This is a genomic window from Deltaproteobacteria bacterium (genome assembly GCA_029210625.1).
GTDB lineage: Bacteria > Myxococcota > Myxococcia > SLRQ01 > SLRQ01 > JARGFU01.
Window position 1 is genome coordinate 1 of record JARGFU010000033.1, and the last position, 14,139, is coordinate 14,139.

At 71.0% G+C, this 14,139-nt stretch carries 15 protein-coding genes; 9 read left to right on the forward strand and 6 right to left on the reverse strand.

Going from position 1 to position 14,139, the window contains the following annotated elements; translation table 11 throughout:
• Nucleotides 1–286 (reverse strand): hypothetical protein (locus P1V51_22140; GenBank protein ID MDF1565751.1); only part of this gene is annotated, 286 nt, incomplete at its 3' end.
• Between the two features lie 19 nt (nucleotides 287–305).
• Entirely contained in the window at nucleotides 306–1,205 is a 900-nt protein-coding gene (locus P1V51_22145; protein MDF1565752.1) for a hypothetical protein, read from the reverse strand.
• 89 nt (nucleotides 1,206–1,294) lie between these two features.
• On the opposite strand from P1V51_22145, the gene P1V51_22150 reads away from it, so the two are divergent.
• The 8 genes from P1V51_22150 to P1V51_22185 all read left to right on the forward strand — a co-directional run bounded on the left by P1V51_22150 (nucleotide 1,295) and on the right by P1V51_22185 (nucleotide 10,521).
• Nucleotides 1,295–2,308 carry a MoxR family ATPase gene (locus tag P1V51_22150; protein MDF1565753.1) on the forward strand — a complete coding sequence of 338 codons (1,014 nt, stop codon included), beginning with the start codon at nucleotides 1,295–1,297 and terminating at the stop codon, nucleotides 2,306–2,308.
• Between the two features lie 3 nt (nucleotides 2,309–2,311).
• Nucleotides 2,312–3,238, forward strand: a complete 927-nt coding sequence (locus tag P1V51_22155) for a DUF58 domain-containing protein (GenBank protein MDF1565754.1) — start codon at nucleotides 2,312–2,314, stop codon at nucleotides 3,236–3,238.
• Entirely contained in the window at nucleotides 3,235–5,346 is a 2,112-nt protein-coding gene (locus P1V51_22160) for a BatA domain-containing protein (GenBank protein MDF1565755.1), read from the forward strand. The genes P1V51_22155 and P1V51_22160 overlap by 4 nt, the downstream gene beginning before the upstream one ends.
• 81 nt (nucleotides 5,347–5,427) lie before the next feature.
• On the forward strand, nucleotides 5,428–6,057 hold the full coding sequence (locus P1V51_22165) for a TatD family nuclease-associated radical SAM protein (protein ID MDF1565756.1): 630 nt from the start codon (nucleotides 5,428–5,430) through the stop codon (nucleotides 6,055–6,057).
• Complete coding sequence (locus P1V51_22170) at nucleotides 6,058–7,074, forward strand: TIGR01212 family radical SAM protein (protein MDF1565757.1); 1,017 nt, start codon at nucleotides 6,058–6,060, stop codon at nucleotides 7,072–7,074.
• Between the two features lie 14 nt (nucleotides 7,075–7,088).
• Nucleotides 7,089–8,033: an endonuclease/exonuclease/phosphatase family protein gene (locus P1V51_22175; protein MDF1565758.1), complete on the forward strand. Its 945-nt coding sequence runs from the start codon at nucleotides 7,089–7,091 to the stop codon at nucleotides 8,031–8,033.
• Between the two features lie 82 nt (nucleotides 8,034–8,115).
• On the forward strand, nucleotides 8,116–8,565 hold the full coding sequence (locus P1V51_22180) for a hypothetical protein (GenBank protein ID MDF1565759.1): 450 nt from the start codon (nucleotides 8,116–8,118) through the stop codon (nucleotides 8,563–8,565).
• A 351-nt stretch (nucleotides 8,566–8,916) separates the two neighbouring features.
• Complete coding sequence (locus tag P1V51_22185) at nucleotides 8,917–10,521, forward strand: methyl-accepting chemotaxis protein (protein ID MDF1565760.1); 1,605 nt, start codon at nucleotides 8,917–8,919, stop codon at nucleotides 10,519–10,521.
• Here P1V51_22185 and P1V51_22190 read toward each other — a convergent pair.
• The 4 genes from P1V51_22190 to P1V51_22205 are packed head-to-tail and all read right to left on the reverse strand — an operon-like array spanning nucleotide 10,506 to nucleotide 13,527.
• Nucleotides 10,506–11,627, reverse strand: coding sequence for an alpha/beta fold hydrolase (locus P1V51_22190; protein MDF1565761.1), 1,122 nt, complete (start codon nucleotides 11,625–11,627; stop codon nucleotides 10,506–10,508). The two genes, P1V51_22185 and P1V51_22190, sit on opposite strands and share 16 nt — an antisense overlap.
• The gene (locus P1V51_22195) at nucleotides 11,627–12,418 is read right to left on the reverse strand and encodes an energy transducer TonB (protein MDF1565762.1); all 792 of its coding nucleotides are present in this window, start codon (nucleotides 12,416–12,418) and stop codon (nucleotides 11,627–11,629) included. Before P1V51_22195 ends, P1V51_22190 begins: the two co-directional genes overlap by 1 nt.
• Complete coding sequence (locus tag P1V51_22200; GenBank protein ID MDF1565763.1) at nucleotides 12,415–12,894, reverse strand: biopolymer transporter ExbD; 480 nt, start codon at nucleotides 12,892–12,894, stop codon at nucleotides 12,415–12,417. Before P1V51_22200 ends, P1V51_22195 begins: the two co-directional genes overlap by 4 nt.
• Before the next feature lie 12 nt (nucleotides 12,895–12,906).
• Nucleotides 12,907–13,527 carry a MotA/TolQ/ExbB proton channel family protein gene (locus P1V51_22205; protein MDF1565764.1) on the reverse strand — a complete coding sequence of 207 codons (621 nt, stop codon included), beginning with the start codon at nucleotides 13,525–13,527 and terminating at the stop codon, nucleotides 12,907–12,909.
• Between the two features lie 100 nt (nucleotides 13,528–13,627).
• Here P1V51_22205 and P1V51_22210 point away from each other — a divergent pair, with 100 nt between their 5' ends.
• Nucleotides 13,628–14,092: a ferritin family protein gene (locus tag P1V51_22210; GenBank protein MDF1565765.1), complete on the forward strand. Its 465-nt coding sequence runs from the start codon at nucleotides 13,628–13,630 to the stop codon at nucleotides 14,090–14,092.
• The last annotated feature ends 47 nt before the right edge of the window (nucleotides 14,093–14,139 follow it).

The window sequence follows — 14,139 nt, forward strand, 5'->3', positions numbered from 1 at the left end:
GACAACCATCTGCATCTCCGTTAGCAAGGTGTCCACCGAAGCGGATCAAGTCCAAGGCGCTAAACTGATCACCTATGCATACGACTGGTTGTTGGATCACATCATGGTGCTTGTTGGTGCTCAAGCCGTGATTTTGCTGACCACCGGCTTGTTTGTTGTGTTGCTCTTTCGTTCCAAAGAGTTCGTTCACTACCGCGTCGTAGGTGGGGTTGTTCTCGTGTTCCTCGCCCCGTTTGCTCTGCCGGTTGTCTGGTATTTCTTGGTCTTCAGGGACCACCGCAAGCAACAGGGGGACAATCGAGAACTCAGGGGATCCGCAGGGCGAGCCCGGCGGCCGGGAAGAAGGTGAGCCCGCCGAAGGCGGTGGGCTGGCCGAGGATCTTGGGCTTCGAGAAGAGGTAGGCGATGTCCAGCTCGGCGAAGAAGTAGACCCACTTGTAGCCCACGGCCACGCCGCCGGTGGTGCCGATGAAGTGGAGCCAGTCCTTCACGTCCGCCTCGGCGATGAGGGGCAGGCTGCCGTCCTCGTACTGCAGGGAGAGCACCGCCGGCATGCTGTAGCGCCCGATGCGGTAGGTCAGGCCCAGGTAGGGCCGCACGATCTGCTTGAAGTTCCAGCTGACGATCAGGGCCAGGTCGGCGTCCCAGCGGCTGGGATTCTCCAGCTCGATGAAGCGGAAGAGCTCGAAGAGCTTCTGCAGCTTCTCGTACATGTCGAAGAGGAGCCCCGAGAAGTTGTGCTTCTCGATGCCCACCACCAGGGCGAGGTGGGTGCTGCTCTGCGTCTGCTCGTTCTCGTGCTTGAAGAGGCGGAAGCGGCCGTCGGCCCGGTAGGAGGTGCTCGCGTAGCGCAGGCCCACGTCGATGTCGTTCGTGATGCCGTAGCGGAGCTGGAGGTTCATCACCGTGCCCGGGGGGAAGACCGCCAGGGCGAGCGCGGTGGTGAAGATCTCCCGCTGCTCCTCCTGGGTGGGGGCCGCCGACGCGCCGGTCCGGGCCGCCTCGACCAGGGAGCGGCCCTGCTCCACGGCGATGGAGCCCGCCTTGGCGATGGTCCCGGCCGGGATGAAGACCCCGAACTCGGCGGAAGGCCGCCACTGACCTTTCTTCAGGGTCTCGGCGGTCTTGAGGTTGGCCAGGTTGGTCGCGCAACCGATGCTCGCGACCAGCGGCAGGACCAGGGCCAGGAGCCAGGATCTACGCATGTACCAGAGCCTACTTGACCCCGGGGATGGTCGGAATAGGCTGGCCCTCTTGGCCGGTTCTCCACCCGGCTGCTTCAAGGGAGAAGCCCATGACCGTGCCCCAGGCCCCCACGACCCACCCCGAGGACCTCGAGAAGGTCGAGCGGCTCGCGAAGGCGCGAGCGCGGATCGTCACCGAGATCGGCAAGCGGATCGTCGGTCAGTCCGAGGTCATCGAGCACCTCCTCATCGCGCTCTTCTCCCGGGGGCACGGCCTCTTCGTGGGGGTGCCGGGCCTGGCGAAGACCCTGCTGATCTCCACGCTGGCGGAGGTCCTCGACCTCTCCTTCAACCGGATCCAGTTCACCCCGGACCTGATGCCCTCGGACATCACCGGCACCGACGTGCTGGAGGAGGATCACACCACCGGCAAGCGGGTCTTCCGCTTCGTGAAGGGGCCGGTCTTCGCGAACCTGATCCTGGCCGACGAGATCAACCGCACCCCGCCCAAGACCCAGGCGGCGCTCCTCCAGGCGATGCAGGAGCAGAAGGTGACCGCCGGCGGCCAGACCTACGACCTGCCCGCGCCCTTCCTGGTCTTCGCCACCCAGAACCCGGTCGAGCAGGAGGGCACCTATCCGCTGCCCGAGGCCCAGTTCGATCGCTTCATGTTCATGATCGACGTGGACTACCCCTCGGCGGACGAGGAGGTGAAGATCGTCCAGACCACCACCGGGCCGCTGAAGGTGGTGCCCGACCGCGCCCTCTCCCCCGAGGAGATCCTCGACTTCCAGGAGCTGGTCCTGCGGGTGCCGGCGAGCGAGCGGGTCGTGCGCCACGCCGTCGACCTGGTCCGCACCTCGCGGCCGGGGCAGGTGGGCGCGCCGGACTACATCGAGCAGTTCCTGGCCTGGGGGGCCGGCCCCCGGGCGAGCCAGTACCTGGTGCTGGCGGGCAAGGCCCGGGCCATCCTCCACGGCCGCACCGCGGTGGAGGTCGAGGACGTCCGGGCGCTGGCGAAGCCCGTGCTCCAGCACCGCCTGCTGACCAGCTTCCACGCCGAGGCCGAGGGCGTCACCTCCCGCACGATCATCGACCAGCTGCTGGAGACGGTGAAGCCCTAGACCATGAGTACGCCGGTCGCCAGGAGCGAGGCCTCGGCCCTCGACCCGGCGGTGATCTCTCGCCTCGGCTCCCTGCAGCTCAAGGCGCGGCAGGTCGTCGAGGGGGTGCTCTCGGGGCTGCACCGCTCCCCCCACCGGGGGCAGTCGGTGGAGTTCGCCGAGCACAAGGAGTACGCGCCCGGAGACGAGGTGCGGCACATCGACTGGAAGGCCTACGGCAAGTTCGACAAGTACTACGTCAAGCAGTTCGAGCACGAGACGAACCTGCGCGCCTACCTCCTGGTCGACTGCAGCCGCTCGATGGCCTACGCGTCGCAGCCGGGGGGGGTGAGCAAGCTCGACTACGCCAAGGTCGTGGCCGCCTCCCTGGCCTACCTGCTGGCTCGCCAGTCCGACGCGGTGGGGCTGATCGCCTTCGGCTCGAAGGTGCGCCAGTACCTGCCGGCCCGCGCCTCCGGCACCCACCTCCACGAGCTGGTCGATCGCCTCGACGCCCTGAGGCCCGAGGGTGAGACCGATCTCGCCGCCGCGGTCGACGCCCTCTCCGAGCGCGCCCGCCGGCGGGCCCTGGTGCTGGTGCTCACCGACCTGCTCGATCCCGAGCCCGAGTCCCTGAAGATCCTGCGCAGCCTGCGCCATGCCCGCCACGACGTGGCGGTCCTGCACCTGATGGATCGGGCCGAGGTCGACTTCCCCTTCGAGGATCCCACCCTCTTCGTGGGGATGGAGGACGATCGCAGCCTGCAGGTGAGCCCGACCCAGATCCGCGAGTCCTACCTGGAGGAGGTGGCGGCCTTCATCGAGCAGGCCCGGCAGAGCCTGCGCGAGAGCGACGTGCAGTACCGGCAGGTGATCACCGACGAGCCCTACGACCGCTTCCTCCTCGACTTCCTCGCCCTGCGCGGCGGGGGTCGGCGGGGGGCGCGATGAGCCTCACCTTCGCTCACCCTGCCTTCCTCTGGGGCGCCCTCGCGGCGCTGGTGCCCATCGTCATCCACCTGATCAACCGGCGTCGCAGCCGGCAGGTGGAGTTCGCCGCCATCGCCTTCGTCCTGCGCTCCGAGGCGCGCCACGCCCGCAAGCTGAAGCTCAAGCGCCTGATCCTCCTGCTCCTGCGGGTCGCCGCCTGCATCGGGGTGCCCCTGGCCCTGGCCCGGCCCTACCTGGCGGCCCCGGCGGCGGCCGGCGCGCCCACCCGGGACGCCCGGGCGCTGGTGCTCGTCCTCGACACCTCCTTCTCCATGCGCTACCGCCTCGACAAGAAGACCCTCTTCGAGCGGGCGCGCGCCGAGGGAGGCGAGCTCCTCGACACCCTCGGGCCCTCCGACGCGGTGACGGTCCTGCCCTGCGCCGACGGCCCGGAGGGGGCCCTGGAGAAGCCGGGCTACGATCTGGCCCGGGCCCGGGCGGCCCTGCGCGAGGCGCAGGTCGGCTACCGCGCCTCGGACCTCGAGGCCTGCCTAGAGGCCGCCGCCTCGCTCCTGCCGGGCTCGCTCCTCTCGGAGCTCGAGATCGTCGTCCTCACCGACCTGACCGCGACCGCCTGGTCCCTGGACGCGCCGGCGCCCCAGGTGAAGCAGGGCGAGAAGGTGGTCCGTCCCCGGGTGCGGGTGGTGGACGTGGCGGAGGGGAAGCCCCTGCCCAACCACTGGATCGAGTCGGTCGCCGCGGAGCCGGCCTACGCCCTGGGGCCGCGCGGCTACGCCTTCGACGTCGCCCTGCGCAGCTCGGGGGGGATGGAGAGCCCGGGGCTCTCGGTCTCGCTGGTGGTCGCGGACAAGGCCAAGGTCCGGGGCTTCGCCGACCTGCCGATGGACAGCAGCGCCCACAAGCTCCTCTCCCACACCTTCGAGAGCGGCGGCGATCGCGCGGGGATGCTCGTGCTCGATGGAGACGCCCTGCCCGAGGACGATCAGGCCCACTTCCTGGTGAAGGTGCGCCAGGACGTCCGCGCCCTGATCGTCGACGGCGAGCCCACCACCAACCGCTTCGACGACGAGGTCTACTTCGTCGAGCGGGCCCTGGCGCCCGCCCGCGGCGAGGGGAGCGCGATCTTCCCCACCGTGATCGACGCCGAGGGCTTCCGCGGCGATTCGCTCGAGGGTCAGGACCTGGTCTTCCTCCTGAACGTCGGCTCCCTCGGCGCCGAGGCGGCGAGCGCCCTCCTGCGCTTCGTCGAGGAGGGCGGGGGGCTCTTCGTCTCGGTGGGGTCGAAGACCGACGCCGATGAGCTCAACCTCTCCCTCGGGCCCGTCCTGCCGGCGGCCCTCCATCTCCCCCGGGCCGCCGAGACCGGCAAGGTCTCCTTCGGGGCCATCGCCTGGGATCACCCCATCTTCGGCATCTTCATCGGCGAGGGCCGCGAGGGCTTCGCCTCCGCCCGCTTCGGCACCTACTACCTCACCCGGCCGCCGGCGAAGGGCGCCCTGGCGCTGGCCACCTACGAGGACGACGCGCCGGTGCTGCTGGTGCGCGAGGTCGGCAAGGGCCGCACGGCCCTCTACACCAGCACCGTGGATCGCGCCTGGACCGACTTCCCGATCCGCACCGCCTTCCTGCCGGTGATGCAGCAGGTCGCCGGCTACCTCGCCCACTCCCTGGAGGAGCGGCGAGACTTCATGGTGACCCTCGGCGAGCCCCACCGGCTCTCCTTTCCGGACACCGTGGTGGAGATGAAGATCCAGGGCCCCGGCGAGAAGGGCTTCGAGGTGCAGGCCCCGGCGATCGATCAGGGCGAGGCGGTCTTCCCCCACACGGATCGGCCCGGGCTCTACCGGGTCTTCGCCCGGCACGAGGGAGAGGCCGCGCTCTCGCCGGCCCCCGAGCACGACTTCGTGGTCCGCCTCGACCCCCGGGAGTCCGACACCACCCGGCTGGATCCCGCCGAGCTGGAGGCGCGCTTCGGGCGCAGCGAGGACGCCGCGGCGGGGCTCGGGGCCGTGGTCGGGGGGCACCGCCCGGCCAGCCAGCCCCTCTGGTCCCTGGCCCTGGCGCTGATCGTGCTGCTCCTGACCGCCGAGGGCTGGCTCCTGCGCTGAAGTGGGGCCCCCCAAGTCGGCTTGCATCCGCTAGAATGACAGACCATCCGTCTGCATCGGGGAAGCAGGAGAATCACCACCATGTCCGGCGCCGCCCACAAGCTCGACGAGCGCGACACCGTCGTCGCCTATGAGCTCAACGGCAACTGCTACCTGAACGTCACCGCGAAGTGCACGCTGCGCTGCGCCTTCTGCCCGAAGTTCAACGGCACCTGGGAGGTGAAGGGCTACGACCTCACCCTCTTCCGGGAGCCCTCGGTCGAGGAGATGATCGCGGCGGTGGGAGAGGTCGAGCGCTACGGGGAGGTGGTCTTCTGCGGGCTGGGCGAGCCCACCCTGCGCCTCGAGGCCATCCTCGAGGTCGGCCGCGCCCTCAAGGCGAGGGGCGCCACGATCCGCCTGAACACCGACGGGCTGGCGAACCTGGTCCATGGCCGGGACGTCACCCCCGAGCTGGCCAGCGCCGTCGACAACGTCTCGATCTCCCTGAACGCCCAGGACGAGGCCCTCTACGAGGAGCACACCCGCCCCACGCGGCCCGGCAGCTATCCGGCGCTCCTCGACTTCGCGGCCCGCGCCCGGGACGCCGGCATGAAGGTCAGCCTCACCGCCCTCGACGGCCTGCCCGGCGTGGACATCGAGGCCTGCCGGGCGATCGCCGAGGAGCTCGGCGTGACCTTCCGCCGCCGCGTCTACAACGAGGTCGGCTAGGTGGCGCTCTCGGATCGCGTCAGGACCTTCGGTCAGCACCTCCGCTCCCTGCACGGCGAGCGGGTGCACAAGATCGCCCTGAACGCCGGCCTCTCCTGCCCCAACCGGGACGGGACCAAGGGGCGGGGGGGCTGCATCTTCTGCAACAACGGCTCCTTCACGCCCCGGGACGAGGGGCCGCCCCCCATCCACGAGCAGATCGCCGCGGGCCGGGCCGTGGTCGCCAGGCGCACCGGCGCCCGGAAGCTCATCGCCTACTTCCAGGCCTACACGAACACCCACTCCGATCTCGGGCACCTGCGCGCGCTCTACGATCAGGCGCTGGCCGAGGAGGACGTGCTCGGGCTCTCGGTGGGCACCCGCCCCGACTGCCTCCCGCCCGCGGTCCTCGACCTGCTCTGCGAGATCCGCGACCAGGGCAAGATCGTCTGGCTGGAGCTGGGCCTGCAGTCGAGCTTCGACGCGACCCTCGAGCGGGTGCGGCGCGGCCACACCCTCGAGGACTACCGGCAGGCGACCCTGGCGGCGCGCGACCGGGGCATCCCGGTCTGCACTCACCTCATCGTGGGGATGCCCGGGGAGAGCGCCCTCCACGCGCGGGTGACCCTGGACCGGGTCCTCGAGCTCGGCATCGACGGCCTGAAGCTCCACCCCCTCCACGTGGTGAAGAACACCCTGCTGGCGAAGGCCCACGCCTCCGGGGAGTACGTGCCCTGGACGCTCCCGGCCTACCTCGAGACCGCGGCCGACCTCATCGAGCGCACGCCGGAGACCGTCTTCTACCACCGGGTCACCGGCACCTGCCCCCCCGAGCTCCTCATCGCCCCGGAGTGGTGCGGCAAGAAGTGGGAGGTCATCAACGGCATCGAGGCGACCCTCGCCCGCCGCGGGACGCGTCAGGGCTCTCGGCTGCGCCGCCTCGACTCGATGATCCACACCCTGGTGCCCCCGGCCCTGGGCTGCGGCTACCTCCCTCGCCACGCCCTGGAGCTGACCCTGGGCGGCGGGCGGCGCTGAGGGGTGGGTCGCGCATGAGGCCGTCCTCGACACCGCGCTCGCTCGCCCTGCTGCTCTGCCTCGCGCTGCAGGGTGTCGCCTGCGGGCCGCCGGTGGACACCGGCGACGGGGGCGTCGACGCCGGCCCGGACGGCGGCGGCGGGGAGCCGGTGCAGGTGCGGGTCGCCACCTTCAACACCCACCTCTTCTTCGACGACGTCTGCGACAGCGGCGCCTGCGCGCCCGGCGACTTCGAGGAGCAGCGCTCGACCAGCGCCTTCCAGACCCGGGCCCGGGAGATCGCCGCGGGGATCCAGGGGCTCGGCGCCCAGGTGGTCTCCCTCCAGGAGATCGAGAACCAGAAGGCCTTCGACGCCATCCTCGCCGAGCTGCCGGCCTCCTTCGCGCACTCCACCTTCGGCGAGACGGGCTGGCCGGCCTCCCTCGACGTGGGCCTGGTCTCGACCGTGCCCCTCGTCGGGATCCGGCGGCACCGCGACCGGGTCCTCGAGCGCCCCGACGGCACCCGCACGACCTTCACCCGGGAGTTCCTCGAGGTGCACCTCGACGCGGACGGCCACCGCCTGATCGTCTTCTGCGCCCACTTCCGCTCGAAGTGGCAGGACGACCCCGGCCGGCGGGAGGCGGAGGGGGCCGCGGCGGGGGAGATCCTGGCCGAGGCCGCCCTGGCGAACCCCGCGGCCGGCATCGTCCTGGCCGGCGATCTCAACGACGTGCCCGGGTCACCTGCCCTCGACGCCCTCGAGGCGGCGGCGCAGGTCGAGCGGGTGGCCGCCGAGCTCGGCAGCCAGGACGTCACCTTCGAGTACCAGGGGACCGACTACGCGCTGGACCACCTCTACCTGGAGACCAGCAGCGCTGGCACCTACCGGAGCGGTACGGTGCGGGTGGTGCGCGACGGCTGGGGCTACGCCGGCTCGGATCACGCCGCCGTGCGCGCCGACTTCCTCGTCCAGTAGCCGCTCCCTCCCGGCGAGAAGGGCAGGCAACCCTGACGAAACGTGCCGAGGTGCCTCGGAGATCGTATAGGTCGAGCAGCCCATGCGACCTCCCGAGCCCTCCACCCGCCTCCTGAAGCTGCTCGCCGCCACGGTCTGGGGGATCGGCGCGATCGAGCTGCTCTGGAAGGGGAGCGTCCTCCTGCGAGAGGCCGAGGCGCTCGCGGCCGAGCCGCACTGGCTCTGGACCGCCGGCCTCGGCGGCCTGGGGGCGGGCGTGGTGAAGGGCCTGCTCCTCTTCGATCGCGCCTGCCGCCGGAACCTCGCCCGGATCGACGCGCTCGAGCGGCGCTACCCCCGGAGCTTCTTCCGCGTGCCCTTCTTCTTCGCCCTCGGCGCGATGATCGCCGTGGGCGCCTCCCTCTCGCGGGCCGCTCGCGGCGATCCGACCTTCCTCATGGCGGTGGCCGCCCTCGACCTCTCGATCGGGGCGGCCCTCGCGCTCTCGTTCCGACACTTCCTGTCGGGCGAGCGCGTCAGCGCTCGGGGGTGATCGCCAGGCGCACCACCTCGTCGGCCGCGGGCCAGAGGTCGGGCTCGGCGATCCGGACCACGCCCATCTCGTCGATTCCCATTTCGGGGCCGGTCTGCCGCGGCGCCTGGTTCGGGCCGGCGCCGAGCCGGAAGGGTTCCTCCCATCGGGGGTGTTCAGGTTTCACCCACCCCTCCATCGGCGCGCGGTCCCCGCCGGTTACGGACCCCCGGGCGAGGCGGCCTCTCCCGGCAGTACGGAGGACCGGATCTCGAATCCGAGAATCCGGCCGATAGGTACCGGATCTGGGCTCTCCCGGGCCCGATATGCGCCTTCCCGGCTGGCACCGGTGTTGCTTCCTCTGCCGGCACCATGAAGTGGAATCTGCGACGGAAGATCTTCCTGCCCACGGCCACCACCATCTGGGTCCTCTTGCTGATGATCGGGGTCCTGGTCTGGATCCTCGACGACGCCGCCGACGCCGGGGTCCGTCGGGCGCGGGGCATCTCGATCACCCAGGTGGGCGACCAGATGCACGAGGCCTTCCTCCACGGGAACAGCGCGATGAAGGATCTCTTCTACGCCGAGCTCGGTGAGGCCGGGGTCGTGAAGGGTCACCTGGACACCTTCGACGAGCGCTACCTGGAGCTGGTCGGGCTGGTCGGAGAGGAGACCGAGGACGCGCTGCGGACCGAGCTCGCGGCGCACCTGGACACGATCCAGCAGCTCCGCGGGCGCTACCAGGAGAGCTTCGACCGTGGCCTGGCGACCCCCGCCGAGGCGAAGGGGGCCGCCACCCGGCTGGCCGAGCTGGCCCAGGAACTCGGCGTCTCCCTCGACGCGTTCCACGATCGCGCGGTCTGGAATCTCGAGGAGCTCCGGGCCACCGACAAGGCGATCCAGCAGCGCGCCTTCTTCAGCTTCTTCATCTGCCTGACGCTCCTGATCGTGGTCTCGACCGTCGCCACCTGGCGGGTCTCGAAGGTGGTGACGAAGGGCGTGGATCGCCTCATCGACCGAGCCCGCAAGATCGCCGAGGGCGACCTGCGCGTCCGGGTCGAGGTCGAGACGAGTGACGAGCTGGCCGACCTCGCCGCGGCGTTCAACGAGATGACCGACGAGCTCCAGTCGATGGCCCAGGGGGTCAACGACGCCGCCCACGCCCTGAACGCCACCATCGGCGAGATGAGCTCGACGGTGGCCGAGCAGGCCGCCTCCCTCGAGCAGCAGGCCGCGGCGGTCACCGAGACCGTGGCCACCGTCGAGGAGATCACCCGCACGGCCCACCACGTCTCCGAGACCGCCAGCGGGGTGGTCGGCAGCGCCTCGAGCTCGGTGGAGGTCTCCGACTCGGGCAAGACAGCGGTCAGCCGGAGCATCGAGGGCATGATGGGCGTGCGCAGCCAGGTCGAGGAGATCGCCACGACGATCCTCGACCTCTCGGAGAAGACCCAGCAGATCGGCAGCATCATCGCCACCGTCGACGACTTCGCCGAGCAGTCGAGCCTGCTGGCGCTCAACGCCAGCATCGAGGCCGCGCGGGCGGGTGAGGAGGGGAAGGCCTTCTCGGTGGTCGCCGGCGAGGTGAAGAACCTGGCGGAGCAGTCCCGCCAGGCCACCGAGCGGGTGCGCGCCATCCTCTCGGAGATCCAGCAGGCCACGCACACCGCGGTGATGGTGACCGAGGAGGGCAGCAAGCGGGTCGAGCGGGGCGTCGAGCTCATCGAGTCGGCGGGCACCATCGTCGAGGAGCTCGCCGTGACCCTCCGGGGCACCGCCGACTCGGCCCGTCAGATCGCCTCGGCCGCCCAGCAGCAGGCGGGCGGCGTCTCCCAGATCTCCACCGCGATGGTGAGCATCGAGGAGTTCTCCCGCCAGAACCTCCTGGCGGTCCGCCAGACCGAGCACGCCTCACGCAGCGTCGCCGCGATCTCCGAGCAGCTCGAGGCCTCGGCGGCGCGCTACCAGACCGCCTGATCGCTCGCCCCGAGCTCCAGGAGCAGGCCCACGGCGCGCAGCTGGGAGTCGTGGCCTTTCACGCTGGCCTGGAAGTCGCCGTGGCCCTGGCCGGCGGTCATCAGGAAGTGCTTCTGCCTCGAGCCGAGGTGGCGGAAGTCGTCCCGGTAGGTCGCGCGGGGGGGTGAGAGGGGGTCGTGCTCGAAGGTCACCTGCACCACCGGCAGGGTGATGAGGCCGAGGGCCTCGGTCCAGCGATGAGCGCCGCTGCGGGTCGAGCCGAAGGCCAGGCCGTCGGAGAGCTGGGCCAGGTTCTTCCCGGTGGTCGCCTCGACGGTGCGCGAGAGCATCGCCTCGCGCAGCTCGAGCGGCGTGTTCTCCCGGCGAAGGAGCGCGTCGAAGAGGGCGGCGGGCAGGTGGCGGTGGGCCCAGAGCCCGAGACGGCGGCCGGGGAAGCGATCCACCACGAGCGGGGGCAGCCCGCCGAGGAGGCCGCCGGTGCCGGCGAGGAAGCGCAACTGGAGGTTCTCGCCGGTCAGGGCCACCGAGCCGGCGAAGAAGCCCGCGGCGCTCACCCTGGCCTGCCGCGCCCGGGCCACCTCGGGATCGAAGCAGGCCCCTTCCGCGCAGCGGGAGAGCCCGGCCAGGCTGGCCTTGAGGGTCATGGCGCCCTGGGAGTGGCCGAGGACCAGGATCTTCCGGCCGCGGTGAGCGGAGAGCCAGTCGATGGCCCGGGGCAGATCGTCGATGGCGATGTCGTCGAGGCTGGAGCGGGGCGGGTAGTCGGAGGCGCCGATGCCCCGGACGTGGAAGACCCAGGGCTCGATCCCGTGGCGGGCGAGGAAGCGGGCGAAGGAGACGCCGCGCTCGGGCCAGAGATCGAAGACCCGGCCGTTCTGGAACATCCCCGGCACCAGCAGCGCCACGGCCCGCGGGCGGGCGAGGGCGGGGCCGACGCGGGCGATCTCCAGGCAGTAGTCCGGGCGGGCGGCGCCCCGGCGCTCCGGCCGGGTGTCGGGACCGCAGAGGCGGTGCCGCTCCCAGTCACCGGCGGCGGGCGGCGCCTCGGGCAGGTGGGCGCAGCCGACGGCGAGGAGGGAGAGCGAGAGGAGGAGGAGGGCGCGCATCAGTCGAGGAGGAAGGTGTAGGCGTAGTCGATCTCGGTGGAGACGGGATCGCCGTCCACCGTGGCCGGGTGGAAGCGCACCTGCCGCAGGGCGCGCACGGCCGCCGCGTCGAGCTCGGGATCCACGCTCTCGATCACCTTCACCTTCACCACCGCGCCGAGGTGGTTGATGGTCAGGTGCAGCTTCACCGTGCCCTCGATCCCCGCCTGCCGGGGGGCCTCGGGGTAGGGCACCCGCACCTCGCGGGCCACCCGGGGCAGGGTGGTGACCTTGTGGGGCGCGATGTACTTCTCGGCGCCGACGTAGGGCTGCACCGCCTCCGGCGCCACCTCGACCTTCTTGTCGGGGGTGCCGTAGAGGGTGTTGCCCACCGCCACCCGCATCCCGCTGCCCTTGCCGGCCCCCACGGTCGAGGAGAGGGAGATGCCGGTGACGAGCGGCACCGGCTTCTTCGGCGGCGCCTCCGGCGGCGGCTGGTTGCTCGGCGGAGGGGGCGGCGGCGTGTCGGGCTTGACCACCTCGGGGGGCGGCTTGGGCCGGGGCTTGGGCTTCGGCTTCGGCGGCTCCGGCTTCGGGGGCTCGGGCTCCGGGGGGGGCGGGGGCTCGGGCTTCGGCGGCTCCGGCTTCGGGGGCGCCTCCACCACCTCGAGCTCCACCACCCTCCGCTTGTTCAGATCGAGGCCCTTCGCCGGCCCGGTGGTGAAGAGGAGGAAGGCCACGCAGAGGGCGTGCAGGAGGATGGACCCGAGGAGCCCGAGGACGATCCGCAGGCTCAGGCCCTCGTTCCTCACGGCGTCGCCGGCTCCGGCGCCGGGGCGTCGTTCGCGGGCGCGTCGGCGGTCTCGTTCTTCTCGATGTTGATCGCGAAGCGGCTCACGCCGAGGCCCTTCACCAGGTCGATGATGCGGACCACTCGCCCGTGGGAGACGGCCTTGTCGGCCGAGAGGATGGCCTGCAGCTTCTCGCCGGCGGCCTTGGCCTGGGCGAGCAGCTCGGGCACTGCGTTTCGCAGGTCGGCCTCGCTGCTGGGCTCACCGTTGAGGTAGATGGCGCCCTCGGAGTCGATCACCAGGGCCAGGGTGGTCTCGACCGTCTCGCCGGCGTTGGCCGCCTCGGGCAGGTCGATCTCGATGGTCTCGCGCACGATGTAGGTCGCGGTGACCATGAAGATGATCAGCAGCACGAGGGTGATGTCGACCAGGGGCGTGACGTTGATCCCGCTGATGATCTCGTCTTCGTCGCCGCTGCCGAGGGTGCCGCCCGCCACGTCTCGCTCTCCCTAGTGCTTCTCGGCCTTGAGGCCGGCCAGGAGGGCCTGCCCGGCGGAGGTCGCGTCGGAGGTGATCCGCTTCTGCCACCGGGCGAAGACGTTGAAGGCCGCCACCGCGGGGAGGGCCACGAAGAGGCCGACGGCGGTGGCCACCAGGGCCTCGGAGATGCCCGCCATGACCACGTCGGGTCCGCCGCCCGCGCCGGCGGCGGCCAGATCGGCGAAGGCCCGGATGATGCCCAGCACCGTGCCGAAGAGGCCGATGAAGGGGGCGTTGTTCCCGAGGGTGCCCAGGAAGGAGAGGAAGCGCTCGTAGCCCTGCCGGCTCGTGGCGATCTCTCCCAGCAGGGTCGCCTCCACCGAGGCCGCGCCCTTCGGGGCCGCCGCGATGCCGGCCCGCAGGACGTCGCCCACCATGCCGGGGACCTCACCGAGGCGCTTTCGGGCGCCCTCGAGGTCGGCCTCCCGCAGGTCCTTCATCAGCCCCGCGCTGGGCCGGTGGCCCCGCTTCGCGAAGTAGAGGGTGCGCTCGATCATCAACGCCACCGAGAGGATCGAGAGGATGACCAGCAGCCACAAGACCCACTCGGCGCCGATGAGGGTGAAATCGAGGAGAGCCCGGGTGAGCATCCAACCTTGGTACGGCCCTGGCCCGGCGGCTGTCAAGCAGGCCCCCCTTCCCCGAAAGACCCCTGGCCAAGCATCCGGCGGAGGACTAAACGAGAGGGCGATGACGATGCTGGTGGTCGACGCGCTCGCGGCGCTGGTGGAGGTCGAGCAGGCCATGGCGGTCTACTACCGCTGGCTGGCCGAGGTCTTCGAGGGGGATCCCGACGCCCGGGCGTGCTTCCGGGAGCTCGCGGACCAGGAGCAGAGCCACGCCACCCAGATCTCCCTCCAGCACCGGATGGTCCGCAGCGCCAAGCTCACCGACGAGGTCGAGCTCGAGCGGGCGAAGATCGAGGCGGTGCGGACCAGCATCGCCCGCTTCCGGGAGCAGAACCCCGAGCCACCCCTCTCCCACGCCGTTCTCTTCGCGGCGCGGCTCGAGTCCGGGGAGATCGAGCAGGCCTACCGGAACCTGCTCAACACCTCCTCGCCGCAGCTGGCCGGCTTCGTGAAGGGGATGATCCGGGCCGACGAGAAGCACGCCGAGAAGCTCCGCGAGCTCATGGCGAAGAAGAAGGTCGGCTGACCGTTCTCGAAGCCGGGAAGGTCGCTACCCCCCTTCTCGAAGCTCTG

Excerpts from the sequence above, each read along its gene's own strand:
- P1V51_22145 (MDF1565752.1), bottom strand. The coding sequence starts at position 1,205 with ATGCGTAGATCCTGGCTCCTGGCCCTGGTCCTGCCGCTGGTCGCGAGC.
- P1V51_22150 (MDF1565753.1), top strand. The coding sequence starts at position 1,295 with ATGACCGTGCCCCAGGCCCCCACGACCCACCCCGAGGACCTCGAGAAG.
- P1V51_22155 (MDF1565754.1), top strand. The coding sequence starts at position 2,312 with ATGAGTACGCCGGTCGCCAGGAGCGAGGCCTCGGCCCTCGACCCGGCG.
- P1V51_22160 (MDF1565755.1), top strand. The coding sequence starts at position 3,235 with ATGAGCCTCACCTTCGCTCACCCTGCCTTCCTCTGGGGCGCCCTCGCG.
- P1V51_22165 (MDF1565756.1), top strand. The coding sequence starts at position 5,428 with ATGTCCGGCGCCGCCCACAAGCTCGACGAGCGCGACACCGTCGTCGCC.
- P1V51_22175 (MDF1565758.1), top strand. The coding sequence starts at position 7,089 with ATGAGGCCGTCCTCGACACCGCGCTCGCTCGCCCTGCTGCTCTGCCTC.
- P1V51_22180 (MDF1565759.1), top strand. The coding sequence starts at position 8,116 with ATGCGACCTCCCGAGCCCTCCACCCGCCTCCTGAAGCTGCTCGCCGCC.
- P1V51_22185 (MDF1565760.1), top strand. The coding sequence starts at position 8,917 with ATGAAGTGGAATCTGCGACGGAAGATCTTCCTGCCCACGGCCACCACC.
- P1V51_22190 (MDF1565761.1), bottom strand. The coding sequence starts at position 11,627 with ATGCGCGCCCTCCTCCTCCTCTCGCTCTCCCTCCTCGCCGTCGGCTGC.
- P1V51_22205 (MDF1565764.1), bottom strand. The coding sequence starts at position 13,527 with ATGCTCACCCGGGCTCTCCTCGATTTCACCCTCATCGGCGCCGAGTGG.
- P1V51_22210 (MDF1565765.1), top strand. The coding sequence starts at position 13,628 with ATGACGATGCTGGTGGTCGACGCGCTCGCGGCGCTGGTGGAGGTCGAG.